Below are 18,083 nucleotides of genomic sequence, written 5' to 3' on the forward strand. Positions count from 1 at the left end.
TTTACCGGACGGAAAGAGTATCGCTATGTTGTATCGCCGTTTTGAGCGTTTTATCAATATATTTCATGACGCGCCCACCGACTCGCCCCCCTCAACGGTCTGGTCGTTTTACCTCTATTATCTGCGGCAGGTCTGGCCGAGTTTCGCGGCACTGCTGGTAGTGGGACTGGCGTCAGCCCTGATTGAAGTGTCGCTGTTCAGCTATCTGAGCCGCATTATCGACATGGTCAATCACTCCACGCCCGCAAGCCTGTTTCGGGATAACTGGCCGATACTGCTGTGGATGGTGGCGGTGGCGCTGATCCTGCGGCCGATTTTTATCGCCCTGCACGACATGCTGGTGCATCAGAGCATCAGCCCGAGCATGACCAGCATGATCCGCTGGCAGAATCACAACTACGTGCTGCGCCAGAGCCTCAATTTCTTCCAGAACGATTTCGCGGGTCGCATCGCCCAGCGCATTATGCTGACCGGCAGTTCTCTGCGCGATTCCGCGGTGCAGTTGGTGGATGCCATCTGGCACGTACTGATCTACGCGGTAACCTCGCTGGTGCTGTTTGCCGGTGCCGACTGGCGGCTGATGATCCCGCTGATTATCTGGATGGTGGCCTACAGCGCCTCGCTGCGTTTCTTTGTGCCGCGCGTCAAAGCACGTTCGGTGGTCTCCTCGGAAGCACGCTCAAAGCTGATGGGCACCATTGTTGACGGCTACACCAACATCGCCACCATCAAGCTGTTCGCCCACAGCGATCTGGAACGGCAGTATGCGCGTGAGGCGATTCAGGAGCAGACCGAAAAAACCCAGAACGCCGGCCGCATGGTCACCAGCATGGATCTGACCCTGTCGGCGCTGAATGGCCTGCTGATTGTCTCGACCTCCGGGCTGGCGCTGTGGTTATGGAGCCAGTCGCTGATTAGCGTCGGGGCGATTGCGCTGGCGACAGGTCTGGTCATCCGCCTGGTGAATATGTCCGGCTGGATCATGTGGGTGGTCAACGGCATCTTCGAAAATATTGGTACGGTACAGGATGGCCTGAAAACCATCGCGCAGCCGCTGAGCGTGCAGGATGCGCCGCAGGCGAAGCAGCTTAAGGTGACGCGCGGCAACATCCGTTTTGAGGATGTGCGCTTCGATTATGGCGGTGGCCGTCAGGTGATTAACGGCTTTAACCTCGACATCAAACCTGGCGAGAAGATTGGGCTGATTGGTCCCTCGGGCGCCGGTAAATCGACGCTGGTGAACCTGCTGCTGCGCCTCTATGACCTGAACGCGGGGCGGATTGTGATCGACGATCAGGATATCGCCGCCGTGACGCAGGAGAGCCTGCGCAGCCAGATTGGCATGATCACCCAGGACACCTCGCTGCTGCACCGCTCAATCCGTGAAAACCTGCTCTATGGTCGTCCCGACGCCAGCGAAGAGGAGCTGCAGCTTGCGATTCACCGCGCCCGCGCCGATGAGTTTATCCCGCTGCTCTCTGACTCACTGGGCCGCACCGGGCTGGACGCGCATGTGGGCGAGCGCGGCGTGAAACTGTCGGGCGGTCAGCGTCAGCGTGTGGCGATAGCCCGCGTGCTGCTGAAGGATGCGCCGATTCTGATCATGGATGAGGCCACCTCGGCGCTCGACTCTGAAGTGGAAGCGGCAATTCAGGAGAGCCTGGAGTCACTGATGCAGGGTAAAACCGTTATCGCTATCGCGCACCGCCTGTCGACCATCGCGAAGATGGATCGGCTGGTGGTGCTGGATAAAGGCGGCATTGCCGAGATGGGCAGCCATCACGAGCTGCTGGCGCAAAACGGTCTCTATGCCCGGCTCTGGCAGCATCAGACCGGGGGTTTTGTCGGCGTCGATTAATCGCCGCGTCGATAGGGTAAGGCGTCGCGTGCTTCTTCCGCCCAGCCGCGCACACCTTCCCGCTCCTGCACCAGAAAATCTGCCACAGCATCGCGCAGGCCGGGATGCAGCAGATAGTGCCAGGAGTGGGTAATCTGCGGCTCAAAGCCGCGCACCAGCTTGTGCTCGCCCTGCGCGCCTGCATCAAACCGCGTCAGCCCTTCATCAATCGCTAAATCCATCCCCTGATAGAAACAGGTTTCGAAGTGCAGCCGGTCAAACTCCGCCAGACAACCCCAGTAGCGGCCATAGAGCGTGTTGCTGTCACGCAGATAAAAGGCTATCGCCGCCGGTTGCTGCTGTAAGCGGGCGATCACCACCACAATATTCTGCGGCATCCGCTCCGCCAGCAGGCTGAAGAAGTTGCGCGTCAGGTAGGGCCGCTGGCCGCGCACCGCGTAGGTGTTGGCGTAACAGGTATAGACAAAATCCCACTGATCTTCGCGCAGCTGGTAGCCCAGGTAGCGGTCAAACTCAAAGCCGCTTTGCGCCACCTGCTCACGCTCTTTACGCAGCTGTTTGCGCTTGCGCGACATCAGCGTATCCAGGAAATCCTGAAAATCGCGGTAGCCACAGTTATGCCAGTGATACTGACAGCCGAGCCGGGAGAGCCAGTCGGGCTGATCGGCCAGCAGCTGGTTAGCCTGCGCATCGGTAAAGTTGATGTGTGCACCGCTTAAGCCGTGCTGCAACAGGCTCTCCGGCAGGGCCGACAGCAGCTGCGTCGCAGCGGATGTGTCACCCAGCAGGCGCGCGCCGCTGACCGGGCTGAAGGGAATCGCCCCCAGCCATTTCGGGTAATAGCGGATCCCGGCGCGCTGGCTGGCATCCGCCCAGGCGTGATCAAAGACATACTCGCCCTGTGAATGATATTTCTGGTAGCCCGGCAGCGCGGCGCGGGTCACGCCCTTTTCCCGCCACAGCATGTGATCAGGCTGCCAGCCCGCCTCAAACCGCACGCTGCCACTCTCTTCTAAAGTGAGCAGAAAAGCGTGGCGCAAAAACGGCTGGTCATCAGGCAACAGCGCATCCCACTCGGCGGCCGGGATCGCCGCCAGTGACGTCAGGTGAATCAGCGACATGAATTACTCCAGAGAACGTCGGGCAGAGCGTCAGTCAAGCAGGTTTTCCCCGCCAGCGAAAGGGTTAAGGCACGCAATGTGAAGGCTGCAACGCCTGGCCGCAGCTTCTATACTGCGACTTTACCCTTTCAGGACTTCGCCATGGATCGACTCGATTGTGACCGGATGTTTGTCACGGTGCTGGAAACCGGCAGCTTTTCGGCAGCGGCGTTGCGCCTCGGTACCAGCAGCAGTCAGGCTTCTAAACTGGTTTCAAAGCTGGAGCATCAGCTCGGCGTCCAGCTGTTTAAGCGCAGTACGCGCGCCCTCTCGCCCACCGACGTTGGCCGCAGCTATTACGAGCGGGTTAAAAACCTGCTCGATGCATTTGAGACGCTGGATGCCAGCGTGCGGGAAAGCGCCACCACCCCTACCGGCCGGCTGAAAATCAGCGCGCCGGGCTCCTTTGGCACGGCGGTGCTCTCTCAGGTACTGGTGGCGTTTGCCCGGCGCTATCCGCTGATTGAACTGGATGTCAGTTTTTCAGACCGGGCCGTTAACATCGTCGATGAGGGATTTGATATGGCGATCCGCATCGGTAACCTCAGCGACAGCAGTCTGGTCGCGCGTAAGCTGGGCGAAGTGCATGTTCGCATTGCTGCGTCACCGATCTATCTTGAGCAGTTCGGTACGCCACAGCACTGGCGGGAAATGGCGCAGCACCAGTGCATTATCGACACCAATTTCCGCGATCCCTGGCACTGGCCGTTTGCCGGCGATGATGGTGAGATCGTCACCGTGCCGGTCCGTGGCCGTCTGCGCTTTGCCAACACCGAAGCCTGTCTGCAGGCGGCCGTCGCCGGATTAGGTATTGCGCGTCTGCCCGGTTTCATCGCCGCTCCCGCGCTGCAACAGGGCGATGTTGTCCGGCTGCTGGATAACTTCGACACGCCGCCGCTGGGCCTGTTTGCGGTTTATCCGCCCGCCCGTCATCTGGCGCATCGCGCGCGCCTGCTCATCGACTTCCTGGTCACTCACTTTACCCGCTTCCCGCCCGCCTGATTCCGTCCATAATGGAAGAAATGATTGTCTTTACAACCGGATTATCACCTGTTTAGTCATCAGTTAAGCTGCTTCTCAAAACAGAGAGGAGTCGCGCAATGTTAGTAGAAGGTAAATGGAGTAGTGACTGGCATCCGGTGCAGGCTACCGATAAACAGGGCGGGTTTGTCCGTCAGACGTCGGGTTTCCGGGGCTTTATCAGCAGCGATGGCTCCACGGCATTCGCCGCCGAACCCGATCGCTACCACCTCTATGTGGCGCTGATCTGTCCGTGGGCGTCGCGCGCGTTAATTGCCCGCAAGCTCAAAGGGCTGGAGTCGCTGATTAGCGTGACGGTGGTTGAACCGCAGCTCGGTGCTCAGGGCTGGCGCTTTGGCAATTTACCCGGCGCACAGCAGGACCCGCTGAATAACGCGCAGTATCTGCATGAAATCTATACCCGCGTCGCGCCCGACTACACAGGCCGGGCCACCGTGCCGGTGTTGTGGGACAAAAAAACCGCCACCATCGTCAGCAACGAGTCTGCTGATATTGTGCGTATGTTTAACAGCGGCTTCGGCGATCTGGCCGATAACCGCATCGACCTTTATCCCGCCGCGCTGCGTGCGGAGATTGATGCGCTGAATGAGAGCCTCTATCCGCGTCTGAATAACGGTGTTTATCGCGCGGGTTTCGCCACCACCTCCGTCAGCTATCAGCAGGCGTTTAATGACATTTTCAGCCAGCTCGATGAACTGGAGGCGCTGCTCAGCGATGGTCGTACTTTCCTGCTGGGTGAACGGCTGACGGAAACCGACATCCGGCTGTTTGTGACCCTGATTCGCTTTGACGTCGCCTACCATGGCCTGTTCAAATGCAACCTGCGCCGGATCCGCGACTATACGCTGCTGAATCGCTATCTTAAGAGCATGTTGTCGGTCTCTGGCATACGTGAAACGGTCAACATTGACCATATCAAACAGGGTTACTACTCGATCAAGGCGCTGAACCCGAATGGCATCGTTCCGGCCGGGCCTGATCTAAGTGAATACGGTTTATAAAAGGAGCAATGATGGCAAAAGCACTGGTGATTTTTCTGCATGGCGTGGGCAGTAACGGCGACGATCTGGCACCGATTGGCCGTCACTGGGCGACGCTGTTGCCGGATGTGGTTTTTGCCTCGCCCAATGCGCCTGAACGTTTTCCCGCCGGTTTTGGCTGGCAGTGGTTCAGCCTGGCAGACGTGACGCCAGAGAACCGGCCTGGTCGGGTTCGGGCGGCACGGGCCGCGTTTGATACGACCCTCAGCGACATCGTCGCGCAGCACGACTTTGCCGACCGCTGGCAGGATGTGGTGCTGGTGGGCTTCTCTCAGGGGTCGATCATGGCGCTGGATGCGCTGGCGTCTGGCCGTTATCCGCTGGCGGGCGTGGTCGCCTTTTCTGGTCGTCTGGCGGTTGACGGTGAACTAACCCCGCAGGCTCATGTGCCCGCGTTGCTGATCCACGGTCAGGCCGATGAAGTCATCCCATGGCAGGAGAGCGAATCTGCGGCGGCCCGGCTGCGAGCCGCGGCAGTGCCGGTCGACGCGCGCTTTGAACCCGCCACCGGCCACACCATTTCCGCTCAGGGTGCCATGCACGCCGCCGCGTTTATTGGGCAGTGCTTACAGGATTAACCCCAGCAGCGCGTTAACGCCTGCCAGGCATGGCGGGCAGCCACGTCGGGCGGCAGGCGTTTCAGCGCATCATTAAAGACTTCGATTCCCACCGGCCCCTGATAGCCCGCGCTTTTGAGCTTATCGACAAAGCGTTCAACATCGATAATGCCATCGCCGGGCAGCAGACGCTGATGCTTTGCCATCGCCATCAGGCTCTGCTTATCCTGTGCGGGAACGGCGGCCATATCACACAGCTGTACTTCATAGATGCGATCGGCAGGAATGCCGTCCAGATGGGAGGCGTCACCGCCCAGCGCGCAGATGTGGAACAGATCGATCACCAGCCCGATATTGGGCTGATCGAGTCGCTGCAATCGCTGCCACGCCAGCGGCAGCGTGTTATCTACGCTGCACCAGGCCATCGGCTCATACATAATGCGCATGTTGTAGCGCGCAGCTTCCGAGGCCATCCAGCGCAGGTCATCATCAATCTGATCGGCACAGCAATCCTCACGGGTGCTGGCCGGTGCCTGGAGGGTGTCACAGCCCAGCGCCTGGGCAATCTGTATAAACTGACGCAGCTCTTCGCGCTTCTGAGATCGCAACGCACTGGGTGCGCCGGTGAAATCACGCAGCACCTGCAGATTGGTAAAGCCAGGTCCCTGTCGTGCACTGATTTCAGCCAGTGCTGCCGCACCGCCTTCATATGCGTCGACATCCTCGCGCCAGATCTCCACCTGATCGAAACCGGCGTCACGCGCCGCCTGCAGCTTCTGGCCGGGTTCACCGTTTAACAACACCAGGTTAAGGAATGTGGGGTTGGTTCGCATTGCTCGGCTCCTTAATCGTCCGGAATAATCGGTGAGGTTCAGCGTCAGCGCCGCGCATTATCCAATCCACGGCGCACACGCCCGAAATCAGTATCCCTTAAGCGGTATGACGCGCACCGGGTCAGCCCAGCAGCGTGACCAGTGCGAAACCGGCAAACGCCATCAGCAGCGAGCCAATCACATGCACCAGCGCGCTGGCCATCGCCCAGAAATACTTCCCTGATTGTAGCAACCCCATTAACTCCGCGGTGAAAGAGGAGAAGGTCGTCAGCCCGCCGCAGAGTCCGGTGACGATCAGCAGTTTCCAGATCGGGTCAATGTCGGGATGGCGAACAAACCAGGCCATCGCCCCGCCGATTACCAGACCGCCGATCAGATTCACCAGCAGCGTGCCGGGCGGCAGGTTGGGAAAGAGTGCATTAAAACGCATCGCGAACAGCCAGCGCAGTACGCAGCCGGCAGAGCCGCCGATCATCACAGCCAGTAACGGTTTAAACATGTCTTGCTCCTGGTTACAGAGTAATGCGGGGCTGGGGAGAGAGGCAGAGATAAACTGCGCCTGACACCTCAGCTCCCGCGAAAGGATTGAGTGTCAGGCGTCATCAGCCGGTGTTAAGCCCACCGGCGGTTGGGAAAGGTGGCACGCCATCACCTTGAGCCGGTGATAATACGACGCCCGTTTCAGGCTGGCAATAGTGCGCGCAGGGCGGCTGAATCACTTGACGATGTTGCTATTGCCGGGGTAATGCTGAAGGTTTACAGCCTGTTGCGGAGAGCCTATGCGTACCCTGATTTTTGATACTGATATCGGCGTGGATGACGCCTTTGCGCTGGCTTATGCGGCGCGGACGCAGCATTTACTGGGGATTACCACCGTATCTGGCAACGTGGCGGTGGGTCAGGCGGTGAAAAATGCCCGTCTATTCTGCGACAAAATGGCGATCAGCGCGGCGGTCTATCGCGGCTGTTCACGGCCGCTGGCGCTGGCCGCCTCTGCGCCCGCCAGGCTGCACGGTGAAGATGGGCTGGGCGATGCGTTTGATAATGCTTTTAGCGATCAGGCACCGGGCGCGGTGCAGTTTATTATCGACAGCGTGCGGGCGCAGCCGCATCAGATCACCCTGGTGGCGATTGGCCCACTGACCAATATCGCCACGGCCATTAATCAGGCACCGGATATTATTCCGCTGGTGAAAGAGCTGGTGATTATGGGCGGTGCGTTTGGCACCGACGGCCACAGCGGCAACGTGACGCCCTTCAGTGAATTCAATATCTGGAAAGATCCGCACGCCGCCGATCAGGTACTCGCCTCTGCGCTGAACGTGGTGGTGATCCCGCTGGATGTCACGCACAAAGTGCTGATCAGCGGCGATGAGGTGCAGCGTCTGAATCAGCCGGTGCTGAGCGCTATCTGTCGCCCTTACCTGGCTTACAGTCTGGAGAAAGAGGGATTCGAGGGTATGGCGCTGCACGACACTCTGGCGGTGGCGTGGCTGACGCTGCCACAGGCCTTTACGCTCACTGAAAGCCCGCTGCGGGTGATCACTGAGGGCATCGCCTGCGGTCAGACGGTGCGTAAACTGAGCGCGCTCGCATCACGAGCCGATCCGTTTGCCGGTCTGCCCGCCCAGCGTATTGCGCTCGGCGTGGATGCCGACGCGGTGCGGGCGCACTTCTTTGAGACCCTCACCGCGCCCTGAATCCGGTTACCGATCGAAGTGAATGACGCCTTTGATCAGTTCGCGGTTGTTGATGACCTGCGCCTCAAAGGTTTCATCCAGCGTGGAGAAAGCCAGATGGTGATTCAGCATCATGTCGGCGCGCAGCTGGCCGCTGGCCATTAACGCACGCACCCGATCAAAATCTTCGCGGGTGGCGTTGCGGCTGCCCATCAGCGTGGCCTCTTTTTTATGGAATTCACTGTCCGGGATGACCAGATCGCCTTTGTGCAGACCGACATAGACAATCGTGCCGCCGTGCCGCATCAGGTTGACCGCATTGTTCATCGCCGCCGGGCTGCCGGTGGCGTCGATCACTTTCAGCGCCAGACGGCTACCAAACTGCTCGCGCAACGCACTATCGAAGGCCTCATCAGCCGGATTCAGTGTCGCCAGCCCGAGCTGGTCCGCAACATGCTGGCGACGGAATTCGCTGGTATCCGCCACCACCACCTGCGCGCCGCTGGCGGCGGCAATGGCGGCGACACCCAGCCCAATCGGTCCGGCGCCCACCACCAGCACCTGCTCATCCGCCACAATACCGGCACGCCGCACCGCATGGGCACTGATGGCAAACGGCTCAATTAGCGCGGCCGCTTCCGGTGCCACCTCATCCACCGCCAGCAGGGTGCTGACCGGCACGCTCAGGTAGTCACAGAAACCGCCATCCTGATGCACACCAATGACTGAGATCTGCTCACAGCAGTTGGTCTTGCCGCTCTGGCAGGCGTCGCACTGCAGGCAGGAGATGTAGGGCATGAGCGCCACCCGCTGGCCGGGCTGAAAGCCTTCCGCGCCACTGCCCAGCGCCATTACTTCAGCACAGATTTCATGGCCCAGCACCCGTGGATAACTGAAGAACGGCTGATTGCCGGACCAGGCGTGAATGTCAGTGCCGCAGATCCCGGCAGTCAGTATTTTTATCAGCGCCTCGCCAGCGGCAGGCGTTGGGGTGTCGCGAGTGGCCCAAACCATCTTACGTGGTTCAGCGATGACCAGTGCTTTCATTGTTGTCATGGTGATTCTCCGGTTGTCCTGCTGGCAGTTATGGCGAATCCTGCTTGCGGCGCGGCGTTCGTTTGCGGGAAGTGTGAAGTACGGCGATTTTTTTGGGCTTTGAATGGTTTTTAATACATAAAAAACCGGAGAGTGAGATGAGTCGCAGCCAGAATTTGCGTCAGAATGTGATCAACCAGATGCTGGAGAGCATTGCTCAGCGTCATATCTGTTCACCATTGCCGCCACAGGCCGCGCTGGCGGAGATGTTCAACATCAGCCGCACCACGGTGCGCCATACCCTGCACTATCTGCACCAGTGCGGCGTGCTGGATAAAGTCGATCAGACTTACGTTATCGTACGCGAACCTCGCGATGATGACGGCTTTAGCGCATTAACGCCGCCGATTGAGCAGCAGGCCAGCCACTTCGAGCAGGTGTTTTTTAATATGATTAATCAGCGGCAGCTGGTGCCGGGCGACACCTTCAGCGAGCTGCAACTGGCGCAGCATGTGAAGGTCAGTCCGGTAGTGGTACGCGAGTTTCTGCTGCGCTTTATGCGCTATGACCTGCTGGAGCCGGTGAAACGCGGTCAGTGGCGGATGAAGAAGTTCACGCAGGATTACGCCGAGAAGCTGTTTGAACTGCGCGAGATGCTGGAAACCCACGCCCTGAGCCGCTTCCTTAATCTGCCCGCCAGCGATGAACGCTGGGTGCAGGCGCGGGATCTGCTGGATCGTCACCGATCAATGCGCGACACCATTGCCAGCAACTATCGTCATTTTGCTGCGCTGGACCGCCAGATGCATTCGCTGATTTTATCCGCCGCTAACAACCCGTTTTTCAATCAGTCGCTGGAGATTATCTCGGTGATCTTTCACTCGCATTATCAGTGGGATGAGAGCGATCTCAAGCAGCGAAATATTGTGGCGCTGGAGGAGCATATGGCGATTCTCACCGCGCTGATTGGCCGTCAGGATATCGATGCGCTCTGTGCCTTGCATAACCATCTGGCGACCGCCAAAACCTCAATGGTGCGCTCAATCAGTCAGTACAATTAAAAACCGATTAAAAACCACAAAGCATTATCTCCCGCACGCTTCAGAAACATCTTTGCAACATCCTTAACCCTTTGCTCTTAGTCTCGACTGCAACGTCACGGCGGCCTTTTGCCGCTGCGCGCAGACCCCTTCTCACCATAACGATAAGTACCCAGTTTCGGGAGAGTGCAATGGAAAAGACTTCAGTAACCGGCCGCGACAGCGTGACCGGCGACACGCCACCAGGCCAGGACTTTGTGCCGATGCGCAGCGATGTGGTGCGTTCACCGCGCATCCGTAAGGTGCAGATCACGGCGATGCTGCTGCTGCTGTTCGCCGCCATCATCAACTATCTGGATCGCAGCTCGCTGTCGGTAGCGAATATGACCATACGCGAGGAGATGGGGCTGAGCGCCACCGAAATCGGCCTCCTGCTCTCTGCATTTTCACTGGCGTATGGTCTGGCGCAGCTGCCGTGCGGTGCGCTGCTGGATCGTAAAGGCCCGCGCATTATGCTCGGTATCGGCATGTTCATCTGGTCGCTGTTCCAGGCGGCTTCTGGTCTGGTGCATAACTTCACCCAGTTTGTACTGGTGCGCATCGGCCTCGGCATTGGCGAAGCGCCGATGAACCCGTGCGGCGTAAAAGTGATCAACGACTGGTTCAACATTAAAGATCGCGGCATGCCGATGGGGATGTTCAATGCGGCGTCGATGATTGGGCTGTCAGTGGCCCCGCCGATTCTGGCGGCGATGATGCTGGTGATGGGCTGGCGTGGCATGTTTGTCACCATCGGTATCCTCGGCATGTTCCTCGCGATCGGCTGGTATATGATTTATCGCGACCGCGATAACAACACCCTGAGCGCCGAAGAGATCCACTATCTGCAGGCGGGCAGCGTCGCCTCGCGCAAAGAGCCAATCAGCTTCAGAGAGTGGCGCGGCCTGTTTAAGCAGCGCACCATGTGGGGCATGATGATTGGCTTCAGCGGCATCAACTACACTGCGTGGCTCTACATCGCCTGGCTGCCGGGCTACCTGCAGTCGACCTATCATCTCGACCTGAAAAGTACCGGCCTGCTGGCGGCGATTCCGTTCCTGTTTGGTGCGGCGGGCATGCTGCTGAATGGCTACGTGGTTGATTCACTGGTGCGTCGCGGCTTTAACGCGGTAAAAACCCGCAAAGTCTGCATCGTCAGCGGGATGCTGCTGTCCGCCGGGTTTACCGCGGTGGTGACCCGCGCGACCGACACGACCAGCGCTGTGACGCTGATCGGGATGGCGCTGTTCTGCATCCACTTTGCGGGAACGTCGTGCTGGGGGCTTATCCACGCCAACGTCACCGCCCGCATGACCGCCTCGGTCGGCAGCATCCAGAACTTCGCCAGCTTTATCTTCGCCTCGTTCGCGCCCGTCATCACCGGCTGGGTGCTCGACACCACCAAATCGTTCAGCCTGGCGCTGATGATTTGCGCCTGTGTGACGCTGGTTGGCGCACTCGCCTACCTGCTGCTGGTGCGCCAGCCAATTACCGACGGCGAATAATCACAACTGACGGCGGCTACGTCAGCGCCGTCAGGGTGACGCCATATTTCGCACCGTAACGTTTAATGCCCGTCATCACCTTCTCTGTACTCAGAGGAGGTGGCGGTGGCAACAGCGGTGCCCGTTCACGCAGTGCCGAGTCGAAGCGGGCAAACGTCGCAAAGTCACGCGGGAAACGCGCTTCATCCACCCCGATCAATACCCCCTCATCACGCGCATAAGAGAGCAGCGCCCGCCAGCGATCAATCTCCGCCAGCCCGATACTGTCGGTGCCGTGAGAAAAGAGCATCATGTCAATGTTGCGGAACGGCGGCTGTTTTTCCAGGAAGCGCTGCAGCGCTGCCGCGGACGGTTCGGTGCAGAATACCAGCCAGAACGGTATTGCCTGCTGCTGCTGGGTACACCAGGGATCCATTAACAGGAAGCTGTCCACCGTCAGCCGGGTCGGTAAAATGCCCGCTGCCAGATACCAGTCGCGATAAATCTCCGCCACCACATAACTCATCGCTTCCGGGTCTTCGTAACGAATCTCCATCAGTTTCCAGTTCTGCGCCGCCGCCAGTTTTTTCAGCGGGGAAATCAGATAACCATCCAGGCCCCACTCCGCTTCCGGTACGTGGTCGGTGATGTCAGGCGGCGTCCAGCGCTCACGATCAATGCCGTAACTCGCCAGATATTCCGCTACCCGCGGGCCACCCTGTAAATACTCTTTTTCGGTTGCGCCACCAAGTGCGCCAAACTGGAAAAACGAGCGATCACTGGTGCGAGTCACCGGCCACTGGCGGGTGCAGTGGTTGATAAACAGCGTTGAACCCGCGGGCAGGCTCCCCATCAGAAACTCATTAAAAGCCAGCGGCAATTCGCGCAGTTTCAGCCGGAAATAGCGCATCTGGTCGAGCATCAGGCGATCCTGATTCGGGTCATGCATATGGTGCACCGCCAGCCTCGGCCAGGCGGCCAGCAGGGCTGCGGCTATCTCTTTGCCCTGCTCAAAGCTCGCCATCGCATCATCGGGATCGCTGTTAGTCGCCCGCACCGGACAGAGAAAGGTCTGCGGCAGCCAGGGCACGCCCATCGCCGATGCCAGGTGCACCAGCGCACCGTTCGACGAGCCAATAAACGCCGCCGGATAGTCCTGCTGCGGGTACTCGCTGACCATCCATTCTGCGATGCCTTCCACATCCAGCTCGCCCGCCTGACGCAGGCTGATGCCCTCTGCCATGCCGCCCAGCGCATAGCCCCACTCGCGCAGCCCGGTCGGCAGACGGTTCAGTGAGGGTAGCAGCCGGTCGAGCGTCGGAGACTGGCTCGGGCTGGCAAAGGGTCGATCGTGGAGCGCATTGGCCAGCGCCAGCAGCATGGCAGCTGCCGAGTCAAAACGGGCGATGCCCTTGGGCGGTTTATTCATGCTGATTCTCCTGCTGAATACGCGCCAGGAAGGGGCGAATGGCGTTGCAGAAACTCCACGGATAGACGTAGTGCAGCGTATGGGTGCCGTCGCGCAGCGTCAGGCGTTCGCTGTGTGGCATCAGGGCAGCAAGCTCATCCAGCCAGCGCGCCCGACAGATGGGATCGCGCGAGCCGCGCAGCAGCAGCGTCGGCGCAGTGATGTAAGTCAGACGATGTTCGATGCGATCGCGCATCATGGCGCGCATCGTGCCAAAGGCGCGCCATAGCCCCGCTTTAGCGTAATCGATACGGGCCAGCGGCCCCGGCGGACGACGCGACTCCAGTCGGCCATTACACCAGCTGCGCCACAACTGACGCGGCAGGCTGCGGGCATGACGATCGACCGTCGGCCCCTGCAACACCAGCCCCGCCACTGCCTGCGGGTATTTCACCGCCAGTGCCGCCAGAATCTGACACCCAAACGAGTTCCCGACCCAGATAGCACGCTGAAACCCGTTGTGCTGTAGCCAGAGCCAGAGCGCCTCAGCCTGCTCATCCACGGACATGATCGGCGCAGAAGCAGGCAGCGCACTGGCCCCAAAACCGGGCAGATCCGGCACCAGCACGTGATAGTCGCGGCCCAGCGCCAGCGCCAGCGGTTCCATCGCCCGGCCCGACATTACCAGACCGTGAACCAGTACCACCGGCAGTCCCCTATCTTCATTGGGCGTGACGCGGGTAAACATACGCCAGTCGCCTACCTGCTGAAAATAACCCGCCAGCCCGGCGTGATGACTGCGCGGCGACACTGGCGGTGTCTGCTTCAGCTGCTGCCAGCGTTTCATACCCCAAAGCGTAGCCGCCACACCTAATCCCACGCCTGCCACAATCGCTGCCTGTTTTCGTTGATGCTTCTGGATCATCCGCTGCTCCTGATTTGGGGAGAATAATTCAGTGTAGGACGGGATCGGGCAGCAGGCGGGTTATCCGCGTGATGGTGTGAAATAAGTATGGGGTTTCGCATAAGAAGAAGCTGGCATTGCGGGTGATGAACTCTGGCGGGAGATCTGTCTGGTGTAAGCGGGAAGGCAATGACTGAAACACCCGAGGAGTATCGCTTTACATTCGATGCCCGATATCCAGCGTTAGCAAAAGAAATGGATTACTTGCTGGCAATCAGTAATACGCCTCAGTGGAACATCGCTTATTTCAAAAGGCGCGTGATGGCTTTTGCCCGATGGTTTAACCTGACATTTCATAACGGGCAGGGCTTATGAAGAGAGGATTAACATCGAGGTGGACGAATAAATACGTAGCAGGTCAGCAGACCAGAATTAATGCGAAAGATAATACGAATTTCAGGCAATAAAAAACCCGCACTGAGCGGGTTTATTTTATTATCAGCAGAGCTTATCTGCTCAGACTTATGTCTTCATCGCTATTGTAAGCGTCGCTGATAATGAGCGCGGCTTACTGCGCTGTGACGTTGCCGGCTGCAGGGCCTTTGGCGCCATTTTCAATGGTGAAGGAGACTTTCTGACCTTCATCAAGCGTTTTGTAGTTATCACCCTGGATAGCAGAGAAATGCACGAATACATCTTTGCTGCCATCATCGGGAGTGATAAAGCCAAAACCTTTATCTGAATTAAACCATTTTACTAAACCAGTCATTTTGTCAGACATAGATATTTCCTTAATCGATTAGCCACTAAGAGCGGCGAAGATGGCCTGTAGTTAGAGATTTACTTATTGGGCACTTAGGAGGAGGCTCTCGAAGAAGGATATCTGTGGATAACACTTGAACTGAGGACTACTTTACTAAAACTGCTTTCATAAGGTCTGTGTTCCAAACCGATGACGCATTAAGACATAGCGATAATAATTAAGCAATGTATAAGTTTATTTATTTTAACCATTTAAACGCTCAGATGGCTGAATGGCCGTTATATTTTGACTACTCAGGAAGTGCTTCAGGCCCCGCTGTGTGCGAAGAGGAGCAGGCAAATCCTGTCATAATGACGGTGCCGATTTAACGTTGATGCTTAACAATAAAACAGAGCCAGTAATGTTACATCGCCTAAAAATTTCCGCACGGCCAGCGAAAGGGTTTTCTCGCCCTGCTTATCTGTGAGCTTTACCTGCTGCATGTCGTACGCCCGGCTCTTCGGTATCTTTCATCCTGATACCGGTCAGTATCCGGACGGCCCGCCCGCCCTCACCCTGCATCTGAAATGCTGGAGGTTTGTCACCCGCCTCCATTCTGGTGCAGAAGCAGCCTGCCGCGATGAGCGAGAAGCGGGCTAAACCCTATCTGTCCGCCCATTTTGAGCATGCTGACTGTCTCAGTGACCGTGAACGGTCAATCCTACGAGCCGGATAACAACAGGACGGACAACCAGTATGCAAAAGAAAGCGGCTGGCATGGCGACCTGGTAAGCATTCATCACATTTGTCATGTAATGAGGTCCCATTCCGAATTCGGCTAACGTGATAACCAGACTCATCAGGAACGCCATGATGATCGCCATGTAAAACGCAAATATGTAAGGTGCCGTGCGCACCGGCAAACGGGTTCGTAAGGTTTTTTTTGTTGCAGCATCAGTCATCTGAATATCCTGTTTAACAAAAGTAGAGAAGACTGCGGCTAACTTAACAAGCTTATGCGGGGGGGTGTAGAGCGGTTATGCTTTAATCGTTATTAAGTAAAATTGACGAATTAACCGTTGAGGATATGATGGACATTTTAGGGCTGATTAGCACTTTTATCCGCGTGGTGGAAAACGGCAGTATTGCAGCGGCGGCACGCGCTAAAGGTATGAGTCCGGCAGCAGTCAGCCAGAGTCTTTCCCGTCTTGAAGCGCATCTGGGCGTGCGACTGCTATCGCGTACCACCCGCAGCATGACCTTAACGGAAAACGGTAAACGCTATTTCGAGAAAGTCCGTCACATCCCACATGATATCGAACTCGCCTCTCAGGCTGCAGCGAATGAAACCAAACCGCAGGGGCCACTTTGTATCGCTACGACAGCCGCGTTTGGTCGGTACGTTCTGGCTCCCCTTATGCCCGCTTTCAAAGCGTCTTTCCCCGATATAGATATTGAACTGATCAGTACCGATCGCAACGTCGATCATCGCCTGGAAGGCGTCGATGTCAGTATCCGCATCGAAGCACAGCTGAATGATCAACTCATCGCCAGAAAAATCGCATCGTTACCCTTTATATTCTGTGCGGCTCCCGCTTACCTTGATCGCGCTGGCACGCCTCAGACGCCTGGAGAACTTAGCCAGCACGCCTGCCTGGTTTTCCGCTATCCCACCGACAGACGGTTTCTGCCATGGACGTTTATGGTCAACGGACAGCCTGTCAATGCAAAACCTAACCCCAGTTTTATCAGCGATGATATTGATATTATTGCTAAAATAGCCATAAACGGCGGCGGCATTGCCCGTCTGGCAAGCTTTGTTGCTCAGCCGCTGATAGACAGCGGTCTGCTAAGGCCTTTGTCCTGGTCAGGTCACAGTGGCGAGAGCACCATTGAGTCCCTGCCCATGAATATCTATGCCTGTGTCACCGAACGTTCGGCACTCAATTCGAAAGTACGGACATTTATTGAATTTGTGGCCGATGCGATTTAAGACAGGCGCGTTTTTGCCGGGCGAAAATTGACGCATTTTTCTGCTTATCCACCCGCAAAAGTCACTCACCGCTGCCGGATAGCGCACTGGGTTTGTGGTTAGCAGACCGTTTCAGGCGGGCATTCAGCTTCATTCCGGGGGCTTCTGATTCCATTGAACGTGAAGGCTTTCCCATTGCGCGCAGATTGATGGGGATTTCAGCAGGTACGTCACCGCCAGTTACAGAAGCAGTTTCGTCGCCATAAAGCGGCATATAACGGGGGAATCAGAAGGAGAGTGTTAGCAGCCAGTCAGATGCACCCGAAGTGCAAAAACGCGGGTTTAAATCAGCAGAAGCAAAGGCAGAAAAAGCAGAAAAGGTGATAATCACAGGTCGATCCCTGACCGCGATTATCGAGGGTTTCTTACAGGGTACTTAGTACATGGCACCCGGCGGTACGTGTTTGAACGTCTCAACGTAAGCGCGGAATACGTGTTTAATGATGCGTTTCATGAAATACCTGTTCAAATTTAGTTGAAGATATACTGAAAAAGTATAGCGTCTGTGCGTTTTAACAGCAAATAAATTTGAACCAGATCACAAAAATGCCGCTTTTATGTGCAAAAGCACTAGGCGGTGTAGCCGAGATGCTGCAACAGAATGGTGGAGCCTACGGCGATTAAGACCACGCCACCCAGCACTTCCGCCCATTTTCCCAGCACCGGACCGATAAAGCGACCGACTAATACGCCTGTGGTCGCCATCACCGTGGTGGCGGCACCAATGGTCAGCGCGGTGGTAATGATATTCACCTGCAGGAAAGCCAGTCCGACACCGACAGCCAGCGCATCGAGGCTGGTCGCGACAGCGGTAGTTGCCAGTACCATAAAGCCGTGGCTTTGCGGGGCTTCGCAGGGTTCGGTGACGGCCGTCTTACGGAAACCTTCCATCATCATACGGCCACCGAGAAACGCCAGCAGGCTGAAGGCAACCCAGTGATCCCATGCCATGATATAACGGCTGGCGGCCAGGCCAAGCGCCCAGCCAATCAGTGGAGTCAGCGCTTCAATGGAGCCAAAGATCAGACCGGTACGCAGCGCTTCTTTAAAACCAGGACGATGCAGTGTGGCACCTTTGCCCAGCGCAGCGGCAAACGCGTCCATCGACATACCCAGCGCAAGAATTAAAGTGGCAATAAAGGTCATGATTTATTCACCTGGGGCGAAAAAGCGGCAATTCACGCTGAATTCACCACACAAAGTGTTCAGTTATGAAAAAGTGGGCGCAGTC

The 18,083-nt window shown here is 57.4% G+C and carries 19 protein-coding genes and 1 riboswitch; of the genes, 9 read left to right on the plus strand and 10 right to left on the minus strand.

The genetic code is table 11. The features are described from left to right. Positions 1–25 precede the first annotated feature (25 nt). Positions 26–1,858 (plus strand): ABC transporter ATP-binding protein, encoded by a 1,833-nt coding sequence (locus tag NIM72_RS11265; RefSeq protein ID WP_161734076.1) that lies wholly within the window; start codon positions 26–28, stop codon positions 1,856–1,858. Here the strand turns inward: NIM72_RS11265 and NIM72_RS11270 are convergent. Beyond that, on the minus strand, positions 1,855–2,979 hold the full coding sequence (locus NIM72_RS11270) for a GNAT family N-acetyltransferase (RefSeq protein ID WP_253420388.1): 1,125 nt from the start codon (positions 2,977–2,979) through the stop codon (positions 1,855–1,857). The genes NIM72_RS11265 and NIM72_RS11270 overlap by 4 nt on opposite strands. A gap of 141 nt (positions 2,980–3,120) precedes the next feature. Between NIM72_RS11270 and NIM72_RS11275 the strand changes: the two genes are divergently transcribed. The 3 genes from NIM72_RS11275 (at position 3,121) to NIM72_RS11285 (ending at position 5,677) form a co-directional block, all read left to right on the plus strand. Then, a complete protein-coding gene (locus NIM72_RS11275; RefSeq protein WP_161734072.1) occupies positions 3,121–4,020 on the plus strand; it encodes a LysR family transcriptional regulator in 900 nt (299 codons plus the stop codon). Between the two features lie 98 nt (positions 4,021–4,118). Continuing rightward, complete coding sequence (locus NIM72_RS11280; protein ID WP_161734070.1) at positions 4,119–5,060, plus strand: glutathione S-transferase family protein; 942 nt, start codon at positions 4,119–4,121, stop codon at positions 5,058–5,060. Between the two features lie 11 nt (positions 5,061–5,071). Beyond that, a complete protein-coding gene (locus NIM72_RS11285; protein WP_253422081.1) occupies positions 5,072–5,677 on the plus strand; it encodes an alpha/beta hydrolase in 606 nt (201 codons plus the stop codon). On the opposite strand, the gene NIM72_RS11290 is transcribed toward NIM72_RS11285, so the two are convergent. Then, positions 5,674–6,489, minus strand: coding sequence for a sugar phosphate isomerase/epimerase (locus tag NIM72_RS11290; protein WP_161734068.1), 816 nt, complete (start codon positions 6,487–6,489; stop codon positions 5,674–5,676). The two genes, NIM72_RS11285 and NIM72_RS11290, sit on opposite strands and share 4 nt — an antisense overlap. Before the next feature lie 121 nt (positions 6,490–6,610). Further along, positions 6,611–6,988, minus strand: a complete 378-nt coding sequence (gene crcB, locus NIM72_RS11295) for a fluoride efflux transporter CrcB (protein WP_150011351.1) — start codon at positions 6,986–6,988, stop codon at positions 6,611–6,613. An 87-nt stretch (positions 6,989–7,075) separates the two neighbouring features. Further along, positions 7,076–7,151: riboswitch (Fluoride riboswitch) on the minus strand. A 117-nt stretch (positions 7,152–7,268) separates the two neighbouring features. Between crcB and NIM72_RS11300 the strand changes: the two genes are divergently transcribed. Next, on the plus strand, positions 7,269–8,189 hold the full coding sequence (locus NIM72_RS11300) for a nucleoside hydrolase (protein WP_222924863.1): 921 nt from the start codon (positions 7,269–7,271) through the stop codon (positions 8,187–8,189). A 6-nt stretch (positions 8,190–8,195) separates the two neighbouring features. Here the strand turns inward: NIM72_RS11300 and NIM72_RS11305 are convergent, their stop codons facing one another. Beyond that, positions 8,196–9,224, minus strand: a complete 1,029-nt coding sequence (locus tag NIM72_RS11305; RefSeq protein ID WP_161734064.1) for a zinc-binding alcohol dehydrogenase family protein — start codon at positions 9,222–9,224, stop codon at positions 8,196–8,198. 137 nt (positions 9,225–9,361) lie between these two features. Here NIM72_RS11305 and NIM72_RS11310 point away from each other — a divergent pair, with 137 nt between their 5' ends. After that, the gene (locus NIM72_RS11310; protein ID WP_253420392.1) at positions 9,362–10,264 is read left to right on the plus strand and encodes a GntR family transcriptional regulator; all 903 of its coding nucleotides are present in this window, start codon (positions 9,362–9,364) and stop codon (positions 10,262–10,264) included. A 170-nt stretch (positions 10,265–10,434) separates the two neighbouring features. Continuing rightward, positions 10,435–11,787 carry an MFS transporter gene (locus NIM72_RS11315; protein ID WP_222924860.1) on the plus strand — a complete coding sequence of 451 codons (1,353 nt, stop codon included), beginning with the start codon at positions 10,435–10,437 and terminating at the stop codon, positions 11,785–11,787. A 16-nt stretch (positions 11,788–11,803) separates the two neighbouring features. On the opposite strand, the gene NIM72_RS11320 is transcribed toward NIM72_RS11315, so the two are convergent. Next, entirely contained in the window at positions 11,804–13,195 is a 1,392-nt protein-coding gene (locus NIM72_RS11320; RefSeq protein WP_222924859.1) for a hypothetical protein, read from the minus strand. Next, positions 13,188–14,099, minus strand: a complete 912-nt coding sequence (locus NIM72_RS11325; protein WP_161734056.1) for an alpha/beta fold hydrolase — start codon at positions 14,097–14,099, stop codon at positions 13,188–13,190. Before NIM72_RS11325 ends, NIM72_RS11320 begins: the two co-directional genes overlap by 8 nt. 168 nt (positions 14,100–14,267) lie before the next feature. Here NIM72_RS11325 and NIM72_RS11330 point away from each other — a divergent pair, with 168 nt between their 5' ends. After that, positions 14,268–14,453 (plus strand): hypothetical protein, encoded by a 186-nt coding sequence (locus NIM72_RS11330; protein ID WP_253420406.1) that lies wholly within the window; start codon positions 14,268–14,270, stop codon positions 14,451–14,453. A 193-nt stretch (positions 14,454–14,646) separates the two neighbouring features. Here the strand turns inward: NIM72_RS11330 and cspA are convergent, their stop codons facing one another. Then, the gene (cspA, locus tag NIM72_RS11335; RefSeq protein ID WP_161734054.1) at positions 14,647–14,859 is read right to left on the minus strand and encodes an RNA chaperone/antiterminator CspA; all 213 of its coding nucleotides are present in this window, start codon (positions 14,857–14,859) and stop codon (positions 14,647–14,649) included. A gap of 659 nt (positions 14,860–15,518) precedes the next feature. Beyond that, positions 15,519–15,782 carry a DUF2798 domain-containing protein gene (locus NIM72_RS11340; protein WP_161736900.1) on the minus strand — a complete coding sequence of 88 codons (264 nt, stop codon included), beginning with the start codon at positions 15,780–15,782 and terminating at the stop codon, positions 15,519–15,521. A 128-nt stretch (positions 15,783–15,910) separates the two neighbouring features. Here NIM72_RS11340 and NIM72_RS11345 point away from each other — a divergent pair, with 128 nt between their 5' ends. Continuing rightward, on the plus strand, positions 15,911–16,813 hold the full coding sequence (locus NIM72_RS11345; RefSeq protein ID WP_253422084.1) for a LysR family transcriptional regulator: 903 nt from the start codon (positions 15,911–15,913) through the stop codon (positions 16,811–16,813). 415 nt (positions 16,814–17,228) lie between these two features. On the opposite strand, the gene azuC is transcribed toward NIM72_RS11345, so the two are convergent. Together azuC and mntP are read right to left on the minus strand one after the other, a co-directional pair. After that, complete coding sequence (azuC, locus tag NIM72_RS21570) at positions 17,229–17,306, minus strand: stress response protein AzuC (protein ID WP_123809971.1); 78 nt, start codon at positions 17,304–17,306, stop codon at positions 17,229–17,231. Positions 17,307–17,422: 116 nt separating this feature from the next. Further along, positions 17,423–17,998 (minus strand): manganese efflux pump MntP, encoded by a 576-nt coding sequence (gene mntP / locus NIM72_RS11350; RefSeq protein ID WP_161736898.1) that lies wholly within the window; start codon positions 17,996–17,998, stop codon positions 17,423–17,425. Positions 17,999–18,083 lie beyond the last annotated feature (85 nt).

Origin of the sequence: Pantoea sp. B550, from assembly GCF_024158165.1 — a bacterium.
Lineage (GTDB): Bacteria > Pseudomonadota > Gammaproteobacteria > Enterobacterales > Enterobacteriaceae > Pantoea > Pantoea alfalfae.